Origin of the sequence: Streptomyces sp. NBC_00316 (assembly GCF_036158715.1) — a bacterium.
Classification (GTDB): Bacteria; Actinomycetota; Actinomycetes; order Streptomycetales; family Streptomycetaceae; genus Streptomyces.
The window spans coordinates 5,137,550-5,160,847 of record NZ_CP108023.1; the positions used below are offsets into that span (position 1 = coordinate 5,137,550).

At 71.9% G+C, this 23,298-nt stretch carries 14 protein-coding genes and 2 pseudogenes; 12 read left to right on the top strand and 4 right to left on the bottom strand.

Annotated features, from left to right (window positions below):
* The first annotated feature begins 60 nt into the window (after positions 1-60).
* The 3 genes from OG878_RS22915 (at position 61) to OG878_RS22925 (ending at position 4,382) form a co-directional block, all read left to right on the top strand.
* Positions 61-1,329, top strand: a complete 1,269-nt coding sequence (locus tag OG878_RS22915) for an acetyl-CoA C-acetyltransferase (protein ID WP_328888512.1) — start codon at positions 61-63, stop codon at positions 1,327-1,329.
* A 128-nt stretch (positions 1,330-1,457) separates the two neighbouring features.
* Positions 1,458-3,380: an AMP-dependent synthetase/ligase gene (locus OG878_RS22920; protein ID WP_328888513.1), complete on the top strand. Its 1,923-nt coding sequence runs from the start codon at positions 1,458-1,460 to the stop codon at positions 3,378-3,380.
* 183 nt (positions 3,381-3,563) lie between these two features.
* A complete protein-coding gene (locus OG878_RS22925; protein ID WP_328888514.1) occupies positions 3,564-4,382 on the top strand; it encodes a M23 family metallopeptidase in 819 nt (272 codons plus the stop codon).
* Between the two features lie 192 nt (positions 4,383-4,574).
* Here the strand turns inward: OG878_RS22925 and OG878_RS22930 are convergent.
* Positions 4,575-5,008, bottom strand: a pseudogene (locus OG878_RS22930) (VOC family protein); the annotation flags it as partial.
* Positions 5,009-5,258: 250 nt separating this feature from the next.
* Between OG878_RS22930 and OG878_RS22935 the strand changes: the two are divergent.
* The 5 genes from OG878_RS22935 to OG878_RS22955 all read left to right on the top strand — a co-directional run bounded on the left by OG878_RS22935 (position 5,259) and on the right by OG878_RS22955 (position 11,593).
* Positions 5,259-6,206 (top strand): TIGR03619 family F420-dependent LLM class oxidoreductase, encoded by a 948-nt coding sequence (locus OG878_RS22935; RefSeq protein ID WP_328888515.1) that lies wholly within the window; start codon positions 5,259-5,261, stop codon positions 6,204-6,206.
* 12 nt (positions 6,207-6,218) lie between these two features.
* Positions 6,219-7,004 carry an SDR family NAD(P)-dependent oxidoreductase gene (locus tag OG878_RS22940; RefSeq protein ID WP_328888516.1) on the top strand — a complete coding sequence of 262 codons (786 nt, stop codon included), beginning with the start codon at positions 6,219-6,221 and terminating at the stop codon, positions 7,002-7,004.
* A 114-nt stretch (positions 7,005-7,118) separates the two neighbouring features.
* Positions 7,119-8,240, top strand: coding sequence for an LLM class flavin-dependent oxidoreductase (locus OG878_RS22945; protein ID WP_328888517.1), 1,122 nt, complete (start codon positions 7,119-7,121; stop codon positions 8,238-8,240).
* Between the two features lie 153 nt (positions 8,241-8,393).
* Complete coding sequence (locus OG878_RS22950) at positions 8,394-10,133, top strand: N-acyl-D-amino-acid deacylase family protein (RefSeq protein ID WP_328888518.1); 1,740 nt, start codon at positions 8,394-8,396, stop codon at positions 10,131-10,133.
* The gene (locus OG878_RS22955; protein WP_328888519.1) at positions 10,130-11,593 is read left to right on the top strand and encodes an aldehyde dehydrogenase family protein; all 1,464 of its coding nucleotides are present in this window, start codon (positions 10,130-10,132) and stop codon (positions 11,591-11,593) included. The genes OG878_RS22950 and OG878_RS22955 overlap by 4 nt, the downstream gene beginning before the upstream one ends.
* Before the next feature lie 33 nt (positions 11,594-11,626).
* On the opposite strand, the gene OG878_RS22960 is transcribed toward OG878_RS22955, so the two are convergent.
* Positions 11,627-12,358: a siderophore-interacting protein gene (locus OG878_RS22960; protein ID WP_328888520.1), complete on the bottom strand. Its 732-nt coding sequence runs from the start codon at positions 12,356-12,358 to the stop codon at positions 11,627-11,629.
* A 97-nt stretch (positions 12,359-12,455) separates the two neighbouring features.
* Here OG878_RS22960 and OG878_RS22965 point away from each other — a divergent pair, with 97 nt between their 5' ends.
* Positions 12,456-15,125, top strand: coding sequence for a GNAT family N-acetyltransferase (locus tag OG878_RS22965; RefSeq protein WP_328891338.1), 2,670 nt, complete (start codon positions 12,456-12,458; stop codon positions 15,123-15,125).
* Here OG878_RS22965 and OG878_RS22970 read toward each other — a convergent pair.
* Positions 15,113-16,669 (bottom strand): CehA/McbA family metallohydrolase, encoded by a 1,557-nt coding sequence (locus tag OG878_RS22970; protein ID WP_328888521.1) that lies wholly within the window; start codon positions 16,667-16,669, stop codon positions 15,113-15,115. The genes OG878_RS22965 and OG878_RS22970 overlap by 13 nt on opposite strands.
* 181 nt (positions 16,670-16,850) lie before the next feature.
* Here OG878_RS22970 and OG878_RS22975 point away from each other — a divergent pair, with 181 nt between their 5' ends.
* Together OG878_RS22975 and OG878_RS22980 are read left to right on the top strand one after the other, a co-directional pair.
* Positions 16,851-17,696: an LLM class F420-dependent oxidoreductase gene (locus tag OG878_RS22975; RefSeq protein WP_328888522.1), complete on the top strand. Its 846-nt coding sequence runs from the start codon at positions 16,851-16,853 to the stop codon at positions 17,694-17,696.
* A gap of 168 nt (positions 17,697-17,864) precedes the next feature.
* Positions 17,865-18,341 (top strand): annotated as a pseudogene (locus tag OG878_RS22980) (hypothetical protein); the annotation flags it as partial.
* Between the two features lie 378 nt (positions 18,342-18,719).
* Here OG878_RS22980 and OG878_RS22985 read toward each other — a convergent pair.
* Entirely contained in the window at positions 18,720-20,282 is a 1,563-nt protein-coding gene (locus OG878_RS22985; protein ID WP_328888523.1) for a phosphodiester glycosidase family protein, read from the bottom strand.
* A 272-nt stretch (positions 20,283-20,554) separates the two neighbouring features.
* On the opposite strand from OG878_RS22985, the gene OG878_RS22990 reads away from it, so the two are divergent.
* Positions 20,555-23,137 (top strand): bifunctional FO biosynthesis protein CofGH, encoded by a 2,583-nt coding sequence (locus OG878_RS22990; protein ID WP_328888524.1) that lies wholly within the window; start codon positions 20,555-20,557, stop codon positions 23,135-23,137.
* Positions 23,138-23,298: the final 161 nt, after the last annotated feature.

Here is a 23,298-nt window from a genome sequence, read left to right on the forward strand (position 1 = left end):
GATTTACTGTGGAGTAAGGTTACTTAAGAGTCAGGAGCAGGTCGAGATGAGCTGGTCGAGATGATCCCTCTCGCTCTCCCGCAGCCACGCCGGGTCGCGGTGATCGGCGGCAGTCGTATCCCGTTCGCGCGCTCCGACGGCCCGTACGCGCACTCCTCCAACCAGGAGATGCTCACCGCCGCACTGAACGGTCTGGTCGAGCGGTTCGGGCTCCAGGGGCAGCAGGTCGGCGAGTTCGTCGCAGGCGCCGTCCTCAAGCACAGCCGCGACTTCAACCTGGCCCGCGAGACCGTCCTCGGCTCGGCGCTCGACCCGCGCACCCCCGCGTACGACATCCAGCAGGCCTGCGGCACCGGTCTCCAGGCCGTCATCGCCGCCGCGAACAAGATCATGCTCGGCGCGGTCGACTCCGCGATCGCGGGCGGCACGGACACCGCGAGCGACGCGCCCCTCGGCGTCAACGACCAGCTGCGCAGGCTGCTGCTGGCGGCCCGGCGGGCAAAAACGGCCGGCGGACGGATCAGGGCACTGGCAGGGATACGGCCCCGGCATCTCGTCCCGGACATCCCGCGCAACGCCGAGCCCCGCACCGGGCTCTCGATGGGCGAACATGCGGCGATCACCGCCCGCCGCTGGGACATCGGCCGCGCCGAGCAGGACCTGCTGGCCGCCACCAGCCACCGGCGTCTCGCCGCCGCGTACGAACGGGGCTTCCTGCACGACCTCGTCGTCCCCCACCTCGGCCTGGCCCGCGACCAGAACCTCCGCCCCGGCTCCACGGTGGAGAAACTCGCCACGCTCCAGCCGGTGTTCGGCGCCGGCCACCCCGACGCGACGATGACCGCAGGCAACTCGACCCCGCTCACCGACGGCGCCGCCGCCGTGCTGCTGGCGAGCGACGAGTGGGCCGAGGCGCACGGCCTGGAGCCGCTCGCGTACCTCTCGCTGTACGAGACCGCCGCCGTCGACCACGTGGGCGGCGAGGACGGGCTGCTGATGGCCCCCGCGTACGCCGTACCGCGGATGCTGGAGCGCGCCGGGCTGGGTATCGAGGACTTCGACCTCTTCGAGATCCACGAGGCCTTCGCCTCCCAGGTCCTCGCCACACTGGCCGCGTGGGAAAAGCAGGGGCTCGCCCCGGTCGACCGCGCGAAGCTGAACGTGGCCGGATCGTCCCTCGCGACCGGGCATCCGTTCGCCGCGACCGGGGCGCGGATCGTCGCCACCCTGGCCGGACTGCTCGCGGAGCGGGAGGCTCCGGGCCGTGGGCTGATCTCGATCTGCGCCGCAGGCGGCCAGGGGGTCACCGCGATCCTCGAACGCCCCTGATATCCACGTCCGTTCGGCCATCGAGGACATCCCGCAGCGAGGACGTTCTCCCGACGGTCCGGCCATCGAGGAAGAACGGCCGCCGGACGGACCCTGCGTACTGCCCGACCCACGTTGAGGAGCCGCTCGTGTCCACGCCAGCCTCTGCCGCCGCACCCGCCGCGACGCCCGCCGTACCCGCTCTGGTCGAGCCGACGAAGGTCCGGGCGGCCGACGGTTCCGTGCAGCAGGTCTCGGTGCCGCTGCTCGCGCCGCCCGTCCGGCGCGGATCGCTCGCCGAGATCCCGTTCGACAACGCCCGCGAGGCCCCGGCCGAAGCCGTCCTCAGCCGCAAGCAGCCGGACGGCAGCTGGCAGGACGTGACGGCCGAAGAGTTCGCCCTTGAGGTGCTGGCGGTCGCCAAGGGGCTGATCGCGGAGGGCCTGCAGACCGGTGACCGGATCGCGATCATGTCCCGTACGACGTACGAATGGACGCTGCTCGACTTCGCCGGCTGGGCCGCCGGACTCGTCACCGTCCCCATCTACCCCACGTCCTCCGCCTTCCAGGCCCGCTGGATACTCCAGGACTCGGGGGCCGTCGCGTGCGCCGTCGAGACGTCGGAGGAGGGCCGGCTGATCAGCCAGGAACGCAAGCAGCTCGGTGACCTCACCCACCTGTGGCAGTTCGACACCGGTGCGCTCGGCCGGCTGAAGGCGCTCGGCAAGGACGTGCCCGACGCCGCCGTCGCCGCCCGCCGGGCCACCCTGGGGCCGGAGACGACCGCCACCCTCATCTACACCTCGGGCACCACCGGGCGCCCCAAGGGCTGCGTCCTGACCCACGGCAACTTCTTCGCCGAGGTCGACAACGCCGTCGAACTCCTCCACCCCGTCTTCAAATCGGTGAGCAAGGAGCCGGCCTCGACCCTTCTCTTCCTGCCGCTGTCGCACGTCTTCGGCCGGATGGTCGCGGTCGGCTGTCTGCGCGCCCGGGTGCGGCTCGGCCACGCCCCGTCCATCAGGACCGAGGACCTGCTCGCCGACCTGGCGGGCTTCGGGCCGACGTTCCTGCTGGCCATCCCGTACGTGCTGGAGAAGGTCTACAACACCGGCCGGGCCACCGCCGAGAAGATGGGGCGGGCCTCGTCGTTCGACCGCGCCGCGAGGATCGCCCAGCGGTACGGGCAGGCCGTCGAGGCCGCCGAACACGGCACCGGCCCAGGCCCGGGCTGGGGCCTGCGCGCCGCCAGGGCCCTGTACGACCCGCTGGTCTACCGCCGAATCCGGTCGGCCCTCGGCGGACACGTCCGGTACGCGATCTGCGGTGGTTCCCCGCTGGGCCGCCGGCTCGCCGCCTTCTACGCGGGCGCGGGCATCGAGATCTTCGAGGGGTACGGGCTGACGGAGACCACGGCCGCCGCCACCGTCACCCCACCGCTCAAGCCACGCCTCGGTACGGTCGGCTGGCCGCTGCCGGGCACCGCCGTACGGATCGCGGACGACGGCGAGGTGCTGCTCAGCGGTGGCCAGGTGTTCAGCGGCTACTGGGACACCGAACGCGGCACACCGGTCCCGGCACTGGACGGCGGCTGGTTCGCCACCGGCGACCTGGGCGCCCTCGACGAGGACGGCTACCTCACCATCACCGGCCGCAAGAAGGACATCATCATCACGTCGGGCGGCAAGAACGTCGCCCCGGCCCCGCTGGAGGACTGGCTGCGCGCGCACCCGCTGGTCAGCCAGTGCATGGTGGTCGGCGACAACCGCCCGTTCGTCACCGCCCTGATCACGCTGGAGCCGGACGGGCTGCTGCACTGGCGGCAGATGCGCAAGAAGCAGGACGTGCCGATCAGGGACCTGGTGGTGGACGAGGAGCTGCGCGGTGCGCTCCGGCGCGCGGTCGACGAGGCCAACCGCCTGGTCTCGCGCGCCGAGTCGATCCGCGCGTTCGCCGTCCTGCCGGTGGACTTCACGGAGGAGGGCGGACATCTGACGCCGTCGCTGAAGCTGAAGCGGGACGCGATCGCGCGGGACTTCGCGGCGGAGATCGAGGCGCTGTACCGGAGGTAGGGACCCGGACCCGGGCGCGACCGCGCAGGGCGGGCCTACCCGGGTCCGCCCCGGGTCCGTCCCGGCCCTCACGGGGTCCACCGGGTCTACTGGGGACGGCGAAACTCCGGCACTCTTGAGTCCGTTCAACCCGGATTGATGCCCCGCACCGCACTCCACGCCCGGATCCGACTCGGAGGACGCATGCGCTCCCTACGTATCGCCTTACTGGCCCTCGTGGCTCTGCTCGCAGGACTTCTCACCGCAACCCCCGCCGCTGCCGCGCCGAATTTCAAGGCGCCGTTCCCCTGCGGCCAGACCTGGACCTACAGCCACCATTCGGCGGAGGTCAGATCGGCGCTCGACTTCGTCCGCACGGACGGCGGGACGACCACCGGGACCCCGGTCCTCGCCTCGTCCGGCGGGACCGCACACCGCTACTCCCAGCCCAGCGGCGCGGGCAACTACATCGTGATCGACCACGGTGGCGGCTGGCAGACCTACTACTTCCACCTCTCCTCGTACTCCGTCGCCGACGGCGCCTCGGTCTCCCAGGGCCGGCAGATCGGCGTGACGGGCTCGACCGGCAACAGTTCCGGCGCCCACATCCACTACGAGCAGCTGTACAACGGGGTCGGCCAGACCATCGCGATCAATGGTCAGTCGCTGGCCCCGTACCCGGGGTCGTACTACAGCAAGTACCTGACCAGCGACAACGGGTGCGGTAGTGGCAGCACCAAGTACTGGGTGGACACCTTCGCCGACGCGACGGGCTACGCCGCGCCCAGCACCGCCGATGCCCAGGGCGTACTGAACGCGGGCACGAACTACGTGTACTGCAAGGTCTGGGGCGCCCAGGTCGGTTCGGGCAGTGCCTACAACCACTGGTGGCTGAGGACCGACCTGGACACGGTGTACACAGGCAAGAACGGCTACGGCGCGTATGTCTCGGCCTACTACCTCTCCCGCTGGGGCAATGACGAGGCCCGCGACAACAACGGCACGGTCATTCCGGACTGCTGACGCGGATCCGCCGGGCGGTCCCGCCCGTATCCCGTGAGGGCCGGCGGGCGGGACCATCCCTCGGCCGTGGGGCAGGCGCAAGGCGCTCTGCGTGCCCAGGAGTTGGTGCGCGCCGAAAGCCGGCCTCGTCCTGTGCGGGCTCGCGCAGACACTGCCCGGCGGTTCACCCGCGGTGTGACGGAGCCGGAGTCGGAGCACGCAGAACTCGTTGCCCTCCGGGTCGGCCATCTCCACGTGGTCGGGGCGGCCGTCCACCTCGTGCTCGCGCACCGCGGTCGCGCCGGCGGCGGTCAGGCGTGCGACCGCCTCGGTCACGCGCGGCCACCGCACCTCCCACGTCGTCGCGCGGCCGCCGCCGGCCTGTACGTCCAGGTGCACGCGGTTCTTCGCCACCTTCGGCTCCGGCACCTTCAGGAAGGACAGCGTCGGCCCCACCCCGTCCGGATCGCACAGGTACGCACCGTCGTCCCAGTCCTCCTCCGGGATGCCGTGGTGGGCGAACCACTCCTCCCAGCTCCCGAACCGGCGGGCGGAGGCTTCGGCACGTAACCGAGGGCGAGGGCCCAGAACTCCGCCAGTCCGGCCGGGTGTGCACAGTCGAGCGTCACGGTCCACCTGGTCGACATGGCTGCTCCCCGGTCCGGATCGAGTGACGTCGAGTGATGCGGACGACCGTACCGAGTGCCTCCGGCACCCATGCGGTCGTGGAGCCGGCCGCCGTCCGCGGCTGTCCGGCGCCCGCCCGGGGCGATGGATCCGCCGTTCTCCCCACCCTCTTGTCTGATGCATCGTCAGGTACGACGATGGCACCCGCCTTAAAAAATGACGGAGCGTCAGATCTGATCGGGGCGGACACGGAGGAAGGGAGGCGACCCGGTGCCGATACTGCCCACCGGGCGGCTGTCGTACGGGATGCAGCTCCCGGTCCAGTCGCAGAGCACCATCTACACGGAAGCCTGGGAGGCCGCGGCCGGTCCCGGTGACCTCGCCGAGATCGCGCGGACCGCCGACCGCACCGGCTTCGCCTATCTCGCGAGCTGCGACCATGTCGCGATACCGCGGCGGCTCGCCGATGTCATGAGCACCGTCTGGTACGACCCCGTGGCCACCCTCGCCTTTCTCGCGGGGATCACCGAACGCGTCCTGCTGATGAGTCATGTCGCCGTCGTCGGGCTGCGCCATCCGCTCGCCACCGCCAAGCAGTACGCCACCCTCGACCACCTGTCCGGCGGCCGGCTGATCCTCGGGGTCGGGGCCGGGCACGTGCGGGAGGAGTTCGAGGTGCTCGGGGCGGACTTCGACGGGCGCGGCGGCGTGCTCGACGAGACCATCGACGCGCTGAAGGCCGCGCTCGGGCCGGAGGAGTACCCGGAGTTCGCCGGGGAACGGTTCTCGTTCAGCGGGCTGGGGCAGCGGCCGCGGCCCGCGCAGGAGCGGGTGCCCGTCTGGGTGGGCGGTTCCTCGCCCGCCGCCGTGCGACGGGCCGCGCTGCGCGGGGACGGCTGGCTGCCGCAGGGGGATCCCAGGGGCCGGCTGCCGCAGCAGATCGCCACGGTGCGGGCGTTGCGGGAGGGGGCCGGTATCGAGGAGCCGTTGGTCGTCGGTGCCATCACCGAGCCGCTGTACGTCGGGGAGCCCGGCTGGGCCGTGGGGCGGCGCACGCTCAGCGGGAAGGCGGAGTCCCTCGCCGAGTCGCTGCGCGCGTACGGGGCGATGGGTGTGCACCAGATCCAGGTGCGGTTCCGCAGCCGGAGCCGTAGCGAGCTGACCGATCAGATGGCGGCGTTCGCCGCCGATGTCGCTCCACATCTCGAACAGCAGTGAGGGAGTAGGGACATGGGCAAGCTGGACGGGCGCACCGTGCTGATCAGTGGTGCGGCGCGCGGGCAGGGCGAGCAGGAGGCACGGCTCTTCGCCGCGGAGGGCGCGCAGGTGGTGATCGCCGATGTGCTCGACGACCAGGGGGAGGCCCTGGCGAAGGAGCTGGGGGAGGGGGTCGCCCGGTTCGTGCATCTCGATGTGGGCCAGGAGGAGGAGTGGCAGGGCGCGGTGGCCGTCGCCAAGGAGGCCTTCGGGAAGATCGACGGGCTGGTCAACAACGCCGGGATCCTTCGGTTCAACGAGCTGGTGTCCACGCCTCTGGACGAGTTCCAGCAGGTCGTGCAGGTCAACCAGGTCGGCGCCTTCCTGGGCATCAAGAACGTCGCTCCCGAGATCGAGGCCGCCGGTGGCGGGACCATCGTCAACACCGCGTCGTACACCGGGCTCACGGGGATGGCCTTCGTGGGGGCCTACGCGGCGACGAAGCATGCCGTGCTGGGGCTCACCAGGGTCGCCGCGGTCGAGCTCGCGGGAAAGGGGATACGGGTCAATGCCGTGTGCCCGGGGGCCGTGGACACCGCGATGACCAACCCGGCCACGCTGGATCCGGCGGCGGACCCGGAGGAGTCGAGGGAGGCCGTGGCCGGGCTCTACAGGAAGCTCGTACCGCTCGGGCGGATCGGCCGGCCGGAGGAGGTGGCGGCCCTGGCGCTCTTCCTGACCTCGGAGGACTCCTCGTACATCACCGGGCAGCCATTCGTCATCGACGGCGGGTGGCTGGCGGGTGTCAGCCTGTTCTGAGTGCCGGATCGCCTGACGGGGCGTCAGCTATTGACGGGTCGGACCGTCGGTGGAACAGTCGGTCGCATCACGATCTGACGATGTGTCAGAAATGATTGAGGACGGTGAACCTCCTTGGAATTCGGGCTGTTTGTACAGGGGTACGTACCCGCCGCGCGCGCTGCGGTCGACCCCGAGGCGGAGCACAAGGCGCTGATCGAGGAGACCGAGTACGTCATCGAGGCGGACAAGTCCGGCTTCAAGTACGCCTGGGCCTCCGAGCACCACTTCCTGGAGGAGTACTCGCATCTCTCCGCCAACGACGTGTACCTGGGCTACCTCGCGCACGCCACGGAGCGGATCCACCTGGGGTCCGGCATCTTCAATCCCCTCGCCCCCGTGAACCATCCGGTGAAGGTGGCCGAGAAGGTCGCCATGCTCGACCATCTGTCGGAAGGACGGTTCGAGTTCGGCACCGGGCGCGGGGCCGGCAGCCACGAGATTCTCGGGTTCATGCCGGGCATCACCGACATGAACCACACCAAGGAGCTCTGGGAGGAGACCATCGCCGAGTTCCCCAAGATGTGGCTCCAGGACGAGTACGTCGGCTTCCAGGGCAAGCACTGGTCGCTGCCGCCCCGCAAGATCCTGCCGAAGCCGTACGGGAAGTCGCACCCGGCGATGTGGTACGCGGCCGGGTCGCCGTCCTCCTACGCCATGGCCGCCAGGAAGGGACTCGGCGTGCTGGGGTTCAGCGTGCAGAAGGTCTCCGACATGGAGTGGGTCGTCGACTCGTACAAGACGGCCGTCAAGGACGCGGAGCCGGTCGGCGGCTTCGTCAACGACAACGTCATGGTGACGTCGACGGCCATATGCGCCGAGACGCATGCGAAGGCCGTCGAGATCGCGGTGGACGGCGGGCTGAACTACCTGCAGTCGCTGCTGTTCCGCTACCACGACACGTTCCCGAGGCCCGAGGGCATTCCCGAGTGGCCGGAGCTGCTGCCGGAGTACAGCGAGGAGATCATCGAGCTGCTGATCGCCGAGGAGCTGATGATCTGCGGTGACCCGGACGAGGTGCTGCGGCAGTGCCGGCGATGGGAGCAGGCGGGTGCGGACCAGCTGAGCTTCGGGCTGCCGATCGGGATCAGCCGTGAGGACACGCTGAACTCCATCCGGCTGATCGGTGAGCACGTGATTCCGGAGATCGACACGGATCCGGTGCACCGGACCTCGCGGTTCCGCGCGGCGTCGTAGGCGGGGGGCTGCCCCCGGATCCCCGCTCCTCGATCGCCGGAGGGGCTCGAGCCGGAGCGGCGTCTTCCCGGGCCGCCGCTCCGCGAGCCGGGGTGCGTACCGCGGTCGTACGCACCCCGGCCGCATCCCGTACAGGACAGAAGGGAACCCGACATGCTCGACCACCTCATTCGCGGAGCGACCGTCGTGGACGGCACCGGCGCTCCCTCGTACCCCGCCGACCTCGGCATCCGCGACGGCCGCATCGCCGTCGTCGCCGAGCCGGGCACCCTCACCGAGGAGGCCGTGACCTCGGAGGACGCCGCCGGGCTCGTGCTCGCCCCCGGCTTCGTGGATCCCCACACGCACTACGACGCCCAGCTCTTCTGGGACCCGTACGCCACCCCCTCCATGAACCACGGCGTCACCACCGTCGCCGGCGGCAATTGCGGTTTCACCCTCGCACCGCTCCACCCCGGCCGGCCCGACGACGCCGACTACACCCGCCGCATGATGTCCAAGGTCGAAGGCATGGCCCTCGCGGCCCTGGAGGAAGGCGTCGACTGGTCCTGGTCGACCTTCGGCGAGTACCTCGACGCCCTCGAGGGACGGATCGCCGTCAACGCCGGGTTCATGGTCGGCCACTGCGCCCTGCGCCGCCACGTCATGGGCGCCGAGGCGGTCGGCGGACAGCCCACGCCCGCCCAGCTCGACGCGATGCTGCGGCTCCTCCACGGCGCCATGGACGCGGGGGCGTGGGGGCTGTCCACCACCCAGTCGTCCACCCACTCCGACGGTGACGGGAAGCCCGTCGCATCCCGGCACGCGCTCCCCGAGGAGCTCCTCGCCCTCTCCCGGGCCGTCGGCGAGCACGAAGGCACCCAGCTCGAAGCCATCGTCGCGGGCTGCCTCGACCGGTTCTCCGACGAGGAGATCGACCTTCTCGTCGACATGTCCGCCGCCGCCGGCCGCCCCCTCAACTGGAACGTCCTCACCGTCGACGCCGCCGTCCCCGACCGCGTACCGCGCCAGCTGATACCCAGCGAACGCGCCCGTCGGGCGGGCGGCCGGATCGTCGCCCTCACCATGCCGATCCTCACCCCCATGAACATGTCGCTCGGCACCTTCTGCGCGCTCAACCTCATCCCCGGCTGGGGCGAGATCCTCTCCCTGCCCGTCCCCGAACGGATCGAGCGGCTCCGCGACGCCGCTACCCGCACCGAGATGCTCCGCCGTGCCGGGAGCAAGGAGGCGGGTGTCTTCCGACGCCTCGCCGACTTCGGCCGGTACGTCATCGGCGACACGTACAGCGCGGCGAACGAGGGCCTCGGCGGGCGCGTCGTGCGCGACATCGCCGCCGAGCGCGGACAGGACCCGTTCCACTGCCTCGTCGAGATCTGCGCCGCCGACGAGCTCCGTACGGTGCTGTGGCCCATGCCCACCGACAACGACCCGGACTCCTGGGCGCTGCGGCAGCAGACCTGGCAGCACGAGGACGTCATGCTCGGCGGCTCCGACGCGGGCGCCCATCTGGACCGGATGTGCGGCGCCCCGTACACCACCCGCTTCCTCGGCGACTGCCTGCGCGGCCGCCGACTCGTCCCCCTCGAACATGCCGTCAGGATGCTCACCGACGACCCCGCCCGGCTCTTCGGGCTGCGTGACCGGGGCCGCATCCAGGAAGGCTTCCACGCCGACCTCGTCCTCTTCGACCCCGAGCGGATCGACGCCGGGCCCGCCACCCTCGTACACGACCTGCCCGGCGACAGCCCGCGGCTGGACTCCAAGGCCATCGGCATCGTGTCGGTCCGCGTCAACGGCGTCGAGACGCTGCGCGAGGACAAGGTGACCGGTGCGGTCCCCGGCACGGTGCTCCGCTCCGGCCGCGACACCCGGACGGTGAGCACGCAATGACCCCCGCACCCCAGCGACTCTTCATCGGCGGTGAGTGGACCGAACCCGCCCATGGCCACTACGAGGTGATCAACCCTGCCACCGAGGAGGTCGTCGGTCTCGCCCCCGAGGCGAGCCGCACGCAGGTGTACGCGGCGGCCGCCGCGGCCCGCGAGGCCTTCCCTGCCTGGTCGCGCACCCGCCCCGAGGAGCGGGCCGCGATCCTCGACCGGGCCGCCGCTTTGATGCAGCGCGACGTCGCAGCGCACGCGGCACTCGCGCAGGCGGAGAGCGGTGCGACGACCGGAACGGCCCGGTCCATGCAGGTCGCGGTCGGCGCGGCCCGCTTCCGGCGGTATGCGCGGGGCGCCCTGGAGCCGGTCGAGGAGGCGATCGCGCCGCAGATCAACGAGGCCGGACCGATGGGCGGGGCCGGGGTGTTCGGCGCGGTCGCCGTACGCCAGCCGGTCGGCGTCGTCACCTGCATCACCTCGTACAACAACCCGTGGGCCAACCCGGCCGGCAAGATCGCCCCCGCGCTCGCCATGGGCAACACGGTCGTCGTGAAACCCGCGCCGCAGGACCCGCTCTCGGTCTACCGGATGGCCGGGGCCCTCGCGGAAGCGGGCGTGCCGGCGGGCGTCGTCAACGTCGTCACGGGTTCGGGCCCCGAGGCGGGCGAGGCGGCCGTCGATTCACCGGACGTCGACATGGTCAGCTTCACCGGCTCCACGGCCGTCGGACAGCGCATCGCCGAGGTGTGCGGGCGGGGAATGAAGCGGCAGTTGATGGAGCTGGGCGGCAAGGGCGCCGCGGTCGTTCTCGACGACGCCGACCTGGATGCGGCGGTGGCGGGCATCGGTACGACGTTCTCCTTCTACAGCGGACAGATCTGTACGGCCCCGACCCGCGTCCTCGTCCAGCGGGGCAGCCACGACGCGCTGATCGGGAAGCTCGCCGCATACGCGGGCCGTCTGACGGTCGGCGACCCGGCGGCGCAGGGAACGATCGTCGGTCCGGTCATCTCCGCCGCCCATCGCGACCGCATCGAGTCGTACGTCGAACTCGGCCGGAAGGAGGGCGTCCGGGTCGTCGCGGGCGGCGAACGGCCCGCCCACGTCGGCCGCGGCTTCTACGTCGCGCCGACGCTCCTCGCCGACTGCACCAACGACATGCGGGTCGTCCGCGAGGAGATCTTCGGCCCGGTGGTCGTGGTCGTCCCCTTCGACGACGAGGAGGAGGGCATCGCACTCGCCAACGACAGCGACTACGGGCTGATCGACTACGTGTGGTCCGGGGACGTGGCGCGGGCCTTCCGGGTGGCGCGGCAGCTGCGCGCCGGCGGGGTCGGGGTGAACACGATCGGGCGGAACATGGAGGCCCCGTTCGGCGGGTTCAAGAGGAGCGGGGTGGGACGCGACGTGGGTTCGTACGCGCTGCACGCGTACAGCGAACTGCAGGCGATCGTCTGGCCGGGCTGAGCCACGCCACCGGGGGTGGGACGGGCGCCGCGCTCAGGCGGTCGCGCGCCAGTACCCCAGCGCGTTCACCCGCTCCCTGGGAACGGCCAGTTCCTTGCGTATGTACGTGGCCAGCGAGCGCGTCGTCGCCGTGTCGCACGCGATCCAGACGTATGCCTCCGAGGGGTCGCCCAGCAGCGCGGGCAGTGCGGACTTCACCTGGTCGACCAGGTGGGTCCCCGCGTCGCGGCGCGGGACCCGGTGCAGGGTGTGACGGTCCGGGTCCAGGCGGAACGGCAGTTCCTCGTCGGAGGCGTGCGCGGTCTCGAACCAGATCGTCGCCGGGGTCTGCGGGACCGCGTCCAGCAGGGAGTTGATCGCGGGCAGGGAGGCCGGGTCGCCGATCACGAAGAGCCGGGCGGGCCGTGGCGCGGGCAGGGCGAAGCCGGTGCCCTGGAGCGTCGCCTCGATCGTGTCGCCGGGTTGCGCCTTGCGCGCCCAGTCGCTCGCGGCCCCGTCGTGCAGGGCGAATTCGAGACTGAACGTTCCGGCGGCCGGGTCGGGGTCGACCAGGGTGTAGGCGCGCTGGTGCGGCCTGCCCGCCTGCTCGAACCAGATCCTGACCCACATCGTGGGATGCGCACCGCCGGTCGCGGCGAGCAGCCCGCCATCGGTCAGATGCACCCGGCGGAAGTCGTCGGTGACCTGTTCGGCCCCGGTCACGGTGAACTCGAAGTCCCTCCCGCGCATCAGCTTGAGGACGACGCCCTCCCAGCCGTGCCCCACAGCTGTCTCCTTCCCCGGAAAACCATCCGTGATCGCTTTTAGGTTAGGCTAACCTAAATTTTTGAGGGCTGGGGAGTCGAGCGAGGGCGGGAACGGCATGCGCAACGAGGTCTACCGGGACGACTGGGGCATACCCCACCTACGGGCGGCCGGCGCCCTCGAACTCGCCCACGCCCAGGGCCGTAACGCCGCCCTGGACCGCGCCTGGCAGATCGAGGTCGAACGGCACCGGGCGCAGGGCAGCACGGCCGCCTTCCTCGGTGCGGAGGCGGTCGAGTGGGACCGGTTCACCCGCCGGAGCCGGCTGGACGACACCGCCCGTCGCTGCTTCGAGCGCCTGTCACCCGGGACCGCCGCGTGGGTGAGCTCGTACGTCGACGGCATCAACGCGGCGCTTCGTGAAGGCGCCGCACAGGCACCTGAGTTCGCCGCTGCCGGACTCGCCCCGGGTACATGGCGGCCCTGGACGCCGCTGGGCGTCTGGCTCTCCACCCACATCCTGTTCGCGGGCTTCCCCACCAAGCTCTGGCGCGAGGAGGTCGCCCGCAGGCTGGGCGACGACGCGACCGAACTGTTCGCCACCGACGGCCCCGGCACCTCCGGCAGCAACGGCTGGCTCGTCGCCTCCGAGCGCACCGCCACCGGGTCCCCGATCATCGCGGGTGACCCGCACCGGTTCATCGAGGACCCGGGCGTCTACCAGCAGATCCGGCTCGCCTGCCCCGAGTTCGACGTGGTGGGCCTGGCCGTCCCCGGTGTTCCCGGCATCGCGCACTTCGGCCACACCGGCCACGTCGCCTGGGCGATCACCAATGCCATGGCCGACTACCAGGACCTCTACCGGGAACGGCTGCGGCGCACACCGGCCGGCGGGGTGGAGGCGCTCGGTCCGGACGGCTGGGAGCCGGCCGCCTCCCACACCGAGACCATCGACGTGGCGGGCGCCGACCCCGTGCCGGTCGAGATCGTCGAGACCGCCCGGGGTCCGGTGATCATCGGCGGTCCGGGCGACGGCGGGGAAGCCGTCAGTCTGCGCCACCCGCCGCGCGTCACCGGCGACCTCGGCTTCGACGTGCTGCCCGCCCTGCTCCGTGCCCGCACGACCGCCGACCTCGATGCGGTCCTGGACCGCTGGGTGGAGCCCGTCAACGTGGTGCTGGCCGCGGACACGGCAGGGGCGACGCTTCACCGGGTCGCCGGACACGTGCCCGTCCGCCCGCGTGCGAACCGGCTGCGCACCGTGCCCGCCTGGGACCCCGCGTACGCCTGGCAGGGCCGCCACGCACCGATGGAACGCGCAGACGTCCACGGCACGGCGGTGATGGCCAACCAGCGGGGGATCGCCGCCCCGTTCGGCATCGAGTTCGCGCCCCCGCACCGCGCCGACCGGATACAGGAACTGCTCGACGAGTCCGCCCACTGGACCGCCGAGGACATGGCGGCCATCCACATGGACACCCATCTCGCCTCCGCCCGGCCCCTGTTGGGGCTGCTGGAGGAGGCGGCAGGGGTGACCGGTCCGGAGGCCGTGCGGCTGAGTGACCGACTGCTGCGCTGGGACCGGCGGATGGACGCCGACAGCACGGACGCCACGCTGTACGCGGCGCTGCGTGCCGAGGTCGTCCACCGGCTGGCCGCGCACCCGACGTTCGGCCCGCTGGGCAGGACGGTGCACCGGGACCCGTATCCGGAGCTGTTCCGGCCGTGGCTGGCGACGGTGCCGAGGGTTGCGTACGCGCTGGAGGGCCTGCTGACGGGCAAGGGCGGGCCGCTGTCGCACGCGGACCGGCTGGCCGTCGTCACTGCGGCGCTCGAACACGTGGCGCTGGAGCAGGTCACCGGTGGGCGACCGACCGCCCCCTGGGGCGAGTCGCACCGGCTCGCCCCCTGGCAGGCGCTGCCCGCCGACCCGGGCGAGACCTGGCCCGGGCTGGCGGGCGACCACGACTGCGTCCTGTCCACCTCCAGCGTCCCGGGCATCACCGACCACAGTGCGCGCGGCCCCGCCGCCCGGTACGTGTGGGACCTGGCGCGGCGCGAGAACAGTCTCTGGGTGGTGCCGCTCGGGGCGTCCGGGGTGCCGACGGCCGCCCATCACCGCGATCAACTCCCGCTGTGGGTGCGGGGCGAACTCGTCCCCGTGGTCACGGACTGGAATCTGCTGCACCGAGAAGGGGAGAGACCTGACATGAGTGCCGGTACGAGCGCCGAGTCCGCCGTGTTCGAGCGGGAGGTCGACGGTTTCGGCACCGTGCGCCTCGTCCCCGTCGACCCGGCCCGCGACATCGACCTGCTCCACTCCTGGGTCACCGAGGACCGCGCCCGCTTCTGGGGCATGGGTGGGTACAGCCGTGAACAAGTCCTGGAAACCTATGAGTTCCTGGACTCGCTCACCACGCACCACGCCTATCTCGCCCACCGCGACGGTGTACCGGCCGCCCTTTTCCAGACGTACGAGCCGGAGGCCGACCCGGTCGGCGAGTGCTACGACGTCCGGCCCGGCGACCACGGCGTGCACCTGCTGATCGGCCCCACGGGTGGCACCGGACCGGAACCCGGCTACACCGGCGCGCTGCTCTCCGTGTTCGTCGACTACGTCTTCAGCGACCCCGCCCATCTGCGGGTCGTCGTCGAACCCGACGCCCGCAACACGAAGGCGATCGCCCGGATGGTCCGGGCCGGGTTCGAGCTGGGACCGGAGATCGAGAAGCCGGAGAAGCGGGCCCGGCTCGCGTTCCTGAGCCGGGCCGTCGTTCATCGTGACTGATCGATGTCCAGGAACACCGGATTGGTGAGGGCCGCGAGCGCCCCCGGCAGCCCCGGCACGGCCGCCGGGTGGCGGACCTCGGCGCGGACATAGGCGGCGTACGCGGGAGTCGTGCGCCACTCCACCGTGCCCGCGCCCGACTCCGGCAGCGCCGACGTGAACAACGTGCCCTGGTCCGTGACGAAATGAGCGGTGCAGCCAGGCGCCCCGGCGACCTCCAGCCGTACCGTCACCGGGCTGTCCGCGGCCGCCCGCAACCGCTCACCGATCCCCGCGTGCCCGCCCCGCCCACCCGAGGCGCCGAAGGAGAGGGTGACGGCGGACGATTCGGCGATGTACGAGTGCCCGGCCCGGATGCCCGCCACGATCGCCTCGCGCGAGAGTTCCCCGGCGAGGACGACGGTCTGCGGCAGGCCCACCTGGTCCGGCTCGCGGTGCGCGTCGCTGTTGCCCATGGCCGGAATCCAGGGCCTCGACGCGCGCACGGCGGCGACGAGGGAGTTGTCCCACTCGGCGAGCGCGACCTCGTCGTCCGGGGTGTACGGCCCGTTCCACACCTCCACCGCGTCCGCCTCGCCGAAGCCGAACTTCCAGTTGCAGCCGATGCAGGTGGCGTGCGGATGGGCCGGCACGACCAGCCCGCCCGCGCGGCGCACAGCCTTGGCGTAGTGCCCGAAACGGTTGTCGCGGGCCCGGTAGCGCCAGTCGACGAAGGTGCCGGGGTCGGTGGCGAGCGCGACCACATGGCCGTTGCGGGTGGTGATCTCCTCGCCGGTCAGGATGAGCAGGTCGTCGCCCCACAGCCCCTGCCACGCACCGTGCGCGGTGTGGGTGTTGTGGTCACTGCTGTTGATGAAGTCGAGCCCGGCGGCGCGCGCGGCGGTGGCGATCTCGGCGGGGGTGCGCCTGCCGTCCGAGTGGACGGAGTGCAGATGGCAGTCGCCGCGGTACCAGGCGCGGCCGCGCCCCTTCGCGCGTTCCGGCGGGTACACGGGCGCCGGGGTGGTGCCGGGCGCGCCGAAGCGCAGGGTGATCGTCACCTCGTACGGAAGCCCTTCGGGGGCGACGGTGTACGGGCCCAGCGCGATGTGCCAGATCCCGGCCCGCACCGGACCCGCGACATAGCCGGGCGTCGCCTCGTCCGCCCGGATGAAGAAGCCGGTACGCGCCCCGCCGGACCATCCGCGGAAGCCGCTCCCGCCCAGCTCCGTGCCGCGCTCGTCGAAGATGCCGATGTCGAGGGCGTTGCCCTGGGTGCCGGGCGGGACGGGCGTCCTCTCGTACGTGTACGAGACGGCGATCTCCCGTACGCCGTGCGGCACTTCGACCGGAAGATAGACGAAATCGGGCGACCCGGCCGGCAGGGTGCCGCGGACGGTCTCCGTCCGGTCGGCCCGGCCCGTACCGCTGCCCTTGCCGCCGTCCTCACCGGGCGCGGCGCTCGCGAAGCTCACGGTGGACAACGTTAGGGCGGTGGCGGCGGTCCCGACGAGAAGGCCGCGCCTGCCGAGCGGGCTGTTCTGCGGGGTGTGCGATCCGGTCATACGAGTGGCTCCCCAGAGTGTCGTGAGTGACGAGGGCGACGGACCCGAACCCTCCTATGGGGCCATGAACTGACGGCAAACGGAAGGCGAGTCACGGCAGGAAGCGCGACGCGCGAGACCCTGGGCGGTCCTGACCGGCACCGCATAGGTTGGCGCCTTACGACGACGGAGGTGTCCTCGCATGCGGATCGCAACCACGATCTTCCTCACCGACGAGACGATCACGCCGGTACGGCTTGCGCGCGGACTCGAACAGCGCGGATTCGCCGGGCTCTATCTGCCGGAACACACCCACATCCCGGTGAGCAGGGACACCCCGTACCCGGCGGGCGGCGACCTCCCGCCCGAGTACGGCCGTACCCTCGACCCGTTCGTGGCGCTCGGTCAGGCCGCCGCGGTGACGGAGCGCCTCGCACTCGGCACCGGCATCACACTGATCGCCCAGCACGACCCGATCGTCCTGGCGAAGCAGATCGCCACGCTCGACCATCTCTCGGGCGGCCGGTACACGCTCGGCCTCGGTTTCGGGTGGAACGTCGAGGAGGCCGCGGACCACGGGGTGACCTGGTCGACGCGGCGGGAGCTGGGCCGCGACCGGATGGCGCTCATGCGCGCCCTGTGGACGGAGGAACCCACCGAGCACGAAGGCGAGTTCGGTTCGGTACGGGCCAGCCACGCCTATCCGAAGCCGGTCCAGAAGCCGCGCGGACCGGTGACCGGCCCTCGCACCCTGATCGGCGGCGCGGCCGGCCCCAGGCTGTTCGCGCACATCGCGGAGTACGCGGACGGCTGGCTCCCGATCGGCGGCCGGGGCCTCACGGAGTCGGTGCCCGTGCTGCGCACGGCCTGGGAGGCGGCGGGCCGCGACCCGGAGCAGCTCCAGGTGGTGCCGTACGCCGTCCTGCCGAGCGCGGGGAAGCTGGCGCACTACGCGGAGCTGGGCGTCCAGGAGGTCGTCCTGCAGCTGCCCCCGGCCGGTGAGGCGGAGGTGCTGCGCACGCTGGACGACTACGCGCAGTATCTGTGACCTCGGCAGGCCTTCGCGGACGATCTGCACCTCGACGCCCGTGCCCGGGAGGAAGTTGCCGATGCCCTCGGGGGGCTGCAGCCCCGACTGCCGTCGGCAGCCGTCCGCCTGGGCCTCGAATCGGCCGTGTGGTGCGGTGCGAGACGAACACCGGGCCGGTGGCTCGGGGGCGACTTCACCGCGACGAGCCCCGCGGCCCGGTTCTCGACCGGCGGCGGTGTCTTCTCGCGCTGTCTGAGCATCCCGGCCGACGACCACAGCGCGCGGGAGAACCTGCAGTTCCAGGCAGCGCCCAACACCACGTCCACCGCCGAGTTCTCCGTACTGGACGACCACGGCAAGCAGGTCTGCTCGATCTACCCGTCCCTCTCCACCTGGACGACCTGCGATCTGGCTCCCGGCGTCGCCCACACCGTGCTGGTCACCGGCCATGACAGCACCGCCGAATACACCCTGAGCCGCCGCGACGTCACCGCGACTGCAAGGGGCTGCACGGCGAATCCGGCGACCGAGGTCGGCGGCCCGTCCACCGGCGGCGCACTGGGCGCCCCCGGCGAGCTGCTCTGCCGTCAGGTCACTACCGGCGACGCCAAGGACACCCTGCACCTCGACGTCCGTGACGCACTGGGCACCGCGAACATCGTGGTCACCGTGAAGCCCACGATCTCCGGCACGGCGAAGGTGGGCCGGACCCTCACGGCGGGTCACGGCACTTGGACGCCGGCCCCGACCTCGTACGCCTACCAGTGGTACGCGAACGGCAAGGCGATCGCGGGAGCGACCAAGTCCTCGCTGACGCTCAAATCCGCCCAGAGCGGTCAGAAGGTCACGGTGAAGGTCACCGCCCGCCGTACGGGCCACGCGAGCGGCTCGGCCACCAGCAGCGCGACCAAGGCGGTCGCCCGCTGACCGGGCAGGGGAAGCGGTAGCGGTACGTATGCAGAGGGGGCGCCCCACCGGTGGTGGGGGCGCCCCCTCACGTCAGGTCGGCGGGACCGGACCCACCGCCGGCCCCCCACTCGGTCAGGGCAGCACCAGGATTGCGTCGCCGACCGGGCGCTCGCCCGCCGCGTCGGACGGCTGATTGATCAGCTTGCCGTCTACGACCATCGTCGTCGAGCCGCCGCCGTCCAGGTTGACGGCGCTCTCCATGCCGAGGGAGTCGGCCACCGCGGCGCTCTCCGGGATGGACAGACCGAGGTTGTCTACCGCGCGGCCGTCGACCGTGGCCAGCATGATCCGGCCGTGCGCGTCCACGCCGGCGATCGTGCGCGGGTTCCGCTTGGCCGCCCAGCCGTAGTAGAAGCTCGGGTCGCCGGGCCGGACCATGCCGTCGGCCTGCACCGTCACATGGGGGCGGCCGTCGCGGACGAGTTCCGGGCCGCCGTTGACCGCCATCTGCGGAGTGCGGGCCGGTCGTCCCCGCTCGTCGGTCAGCTGCCCGCTGACGGTCAGACGGGCGCCCGGCTCGGCGATCGCGCGCAGGGCGGCGGCCTCGGTGCCGGTGCCCTGGATCGAGCGGGCGCCGGCCGGGAGCGCGCCGCCGCGGGGCTCGCGGACCTCGGTCACCCGCCCCTGCCGGTCGAGGACGGCCTCCACGCCGGGGCCGGCCGGCGTGGAGGCGCCGTAGTCCGCGGTGAAGGCGACGAGCTCGTCGGGGTCCTTGCAGGTCGTGTCGTGGAGCGGGTGGCTGGTGGGCTGGTCGTCGTGGGTGCCGCCGCAGTTGCGGATGAGGCCGGGGACGCGGTTGATGCCGTCGAGGGCCAGTGCGGTGCGGCCACTGCGGACCCGGCCGGTCCAGCTGTACCGGTCGACGCCCGCGTGCTGTGCGTCGGTGCCGAACGTGAACACCGGGCGGCCGTCGGTGGCCTCGCTCAGCAGCTTCCCGTCGTAGACACCCAGGCCGGCGGGGTCGCCGGGAGCGCCGGCGGCGGGGTCGAGCACGAAGAACCCGGCGTTGACCGCCGCAGTCGCGTTCCGGGCCCGGGCGAGCACGCTGGTGGTCTCACGCCGCTCGATGTCCGGCCCGAAGTCGCCGACGAGGTCGCCGCGGAACTTCCTGGGGTCGATGGTGAGCAACTGGACACGCCACGGGCCGCGGTCGGTCGAGGCGCCGTCCCACCCGGTGAAGACGGCGGAGGCGGTGAAGCCTGCGCCCCGCACCCGCGCGAGGAGGGTGTTGGCGGCCGCCTTGTCGGCGTCGAGCCCGATCCGTACCCGGAAGCCGAGCGTCCCGCCGGCGAAATCGGCCACGGCAGGGGTTGTGACCTCCTCGACGCGAGCAGTGAAGCCCTTGCCGGACAAGGCGTCGACGAGCGCGTCGGCATGCGCCCGGTCGCCGACGGCGGTGGGCGGCGCATCGGGGTCGGGGTCGTTGCCACCACCGGGGACGGCGATCTCGACGGTCCAGCCGTCGGCCGGATCGGACTCGCCGCGCACGATCGTGGTCAGGGTGACGCCGGGCTGGAGCGTCTCGACGGTGCGGGTCTCGGGAAGACCGCGCGGGCCGAGCGGCAGCCCGTGGTCGCGCTCGGCCGCCGCGGTCGGCCCGGCGACCGTCCCGGCCACGAGGGCTATCGCTGCCATGACGGCAAACTTCCTGGCTCTGACCGGCATATGACACCTCGTCGTTGGTCCGGTGATGGTGGCCCTCACCTAAACACGGGAGCCCGTTGCGTGTAAGCCCTTTCCAAGATCGGATGCGCTTCGGACCGCGCCCGGTCCACGACGCCACCGGCCGCGGTTCTGTCCCGGCCGCCGGCCGCGCCGGACGGGTGCCTGTGCCACGCCGGGGTGGGGCCCCGGCCTCCCCTGCGGGCGTTCCGCCCGCCCGCTCGCCTCGCTCGTATGCTCGGTTCATGACCGATCCTCAGCGCGGACGTCCCACCACCAGTTCCATGCGGCGTGCCCTCAAGCGGGCCCGTGACGGAGTCGCCCTCGATGGGGCCGAGGCAGCCGTCCTGCTCCAGGCGCGCGGCGACGACCTGCGCGACCTCGCCGCGTCGGCCGCCAGGGTGCGGGACGCGGGCCTCGAAGCCGCGGGCCGGCCGGGCGTCATCACGTACTCCCGCAAGGTCTTCATCCCGCTGACCCGGCTCTGCCGCGACAAGTGCCACTACTGCACCTTCGTCACCGTCCCCGGCAAGCTCCGCAAGGCCGGCCACGGCATGTTCCTGTCGCCCGACGAGGTGCTGGACATCGCCCGCAAGGGCGCCGCGACGGGCTGCAAAGAAGCGTTGCTCACGCTCGGCGACCGGCCCGAGGACCGCTGGCCCGAGGCGCGGGAGTGGCTGGAGGCCGAAGGGTACGACGACACCCTCGCGTACGTACGGGCCATGGCGATCCGGGTGCTCGAGGAGACCGGACTCCTTCCGCACCTCAACCCCGGCGTGCTGACCTGGACCGATCTTCAGCGGCTCAAGCCCGTCGCCCCGTCCATGGGCATGATGCTGGAGACGACGGCGACCCGCCTGTGGTCCGAGCCGGGCGGCCCGCACCACGGCTCCCCGGACAAGGAGCCGGCCGTCCGGCTGCGGGTGCTCGAGGACGCGGGCCGGTCCAACGTCCCGTTCACCACCGGGATCCTGATCGGGATCGGCGAGTCGTACGAGGAGCGCGCCGACTCCCTCTTCGAGCTGCGCAGGACGGCCCGTGCCTACCACGGCATCCAGGAGGTCATCGTCCAGAACTTCCGCGCCAAGCCCGACACGGCGATGCGCGGGATGCCGGACGCCGAGCTGGAGGAGCTGGCCGCCGCCGTCGCCGTCGCCCGCCACATCCTCGGCCCGTCCGCCCGCATCCAGGCTCCGCCGAACCTCGTCGACGCCGAGTACGCACTGCTCATCGGCGCCGGGATCGACGACTGGGGCGGTGTCTCGCCGCTCACCCCGGACCATGTGAACCCCGAGCGGCCTTGGCCGCACATCGACGAACTCGCCGCCAGGACCGCCGAGTCCGGCTTCGCGCTCCGTGAACGGCTCACCATCTACCCGGAGTTCATCCAGCGCGGCGAGCCGTGGCTCGACCCCCGCCTCCTCCCGCACGTCCGGGCGCTCGCCGACCCGGAGACCGGGCTGGCGAAGGAAGGGGCGATCCCGGCCGGTCTGCCCTGGCAGGAGCCCGACGAGGGGTTCAACGCCTCCGGCCGCACCGATCTGCACCGCACCATCGACACCGAGGGCCGCACCGCCGACCGCCGTGACGACTTCGACGAGGTGTACGGCGACTGGGAGGCGCTGCGCGAAGCCGCCGCCCCCGGCATGGTGCCGTCCCGCATCGAAACCGATGTGAAGTCCGCCCTCGCCGTCGCCGCGGACGACCCGACCAGGCTCACCGACGACGAGGCGCTCGCCCTGCTCCACGCCGACGGGCCCGCCCTCGACGCGCTCTGCCGGATCGCGGACGAGCTGCGCCGTGACGTGGTCGGCGACGACGTCACGTACATCGTCACCAGGAACATCAACTTCACCAATGTCTGCTACACCGGCTGCCGGTTCTGCGCGTTCGCCCAGCGGCGCACCGACGCCGACGCGTACACCCTCTCGCTGGACCAGGTCGCCGACCGGGCCGCACAGGCGTGGGACGTCGGCGCCGTCGAGGTGTGCATGCAGGGCGGCATCCACCCGGACCTGCCCGGGACCGCGTACTTCGACATCGCGCGGGCGGTGAAGGAGCGCGTTCCCGGCATGCATGTGCACGCCTTCTCCCCGATGGAGGTCGTCAACGGTGCGACCCGCACCGGGATGTCCGTCCGTGACTGGCTGACCGCCGCCAAGGAGGCCGGGCTCGACTCGATTCCGGGCACCGCCGCCGAGATCCTCGACGACGAGGTCCGCTGGGTGCTCACCAAGGGGAAACTGCCGACGGCGACCTGGCTCGACGTCATCAGGACCGCCCACGAGGTGGGGCTGCGCTCGTCCTCGACCATGATGTACGGGCATGTCGACCAGCCCCGCCACTGGCTCGGTCATCTGCGCACCCTGGCCCGGCTCCAGCAGGAGACCGGCGGCTTCACGGAGTTCGTCACGCTGCCGTTCATCCACACCAACGCGCCGGTCTACCTCGCGGGCATCGCCCGGCCGGGCCCGACCGACCGTGACAACCGGGCCGTCACCGCCATGGCCCGGCTCCTGCTGCACCCGCACATCACCAACATCCAGACCAGCTGGGTCAAGCTCGGCACGGACGGCGCCGCCGAGATGCTGCGTTCCGGCGCGAACGACCTCGGCGGCACGCTGATGGAGGAGACCATCTCCCGGATGGCGGGCTCCGGTTACGGCTCGTACCGATCGATCCGGGATCTGGAGGCCATCGCCGAGCTGGCGGGCCGTCCGGCGAGGCCACGCACCACGCTGTACGGGGAGGTCCCGCAGGAACGGCAGCGGGCGGCGGCCGCCTCCGACGGGCACCTCCCGGAACTGCTGCCGGTGCTGCCGAGCTGAACCGGGCGGCCGCGGCCCGGGCGCCGATGCGACCGGCCGCGGCCCGATCGACCGCGAGAGCTGCTCCGTACATACCGATCCGGTCCCCGATCGGCCCCTCCCCGTTCGATTACAGTGCTGCGAAGTCGGGGCTCGCAGGCCGTACACGGTCGGGGAAGGAG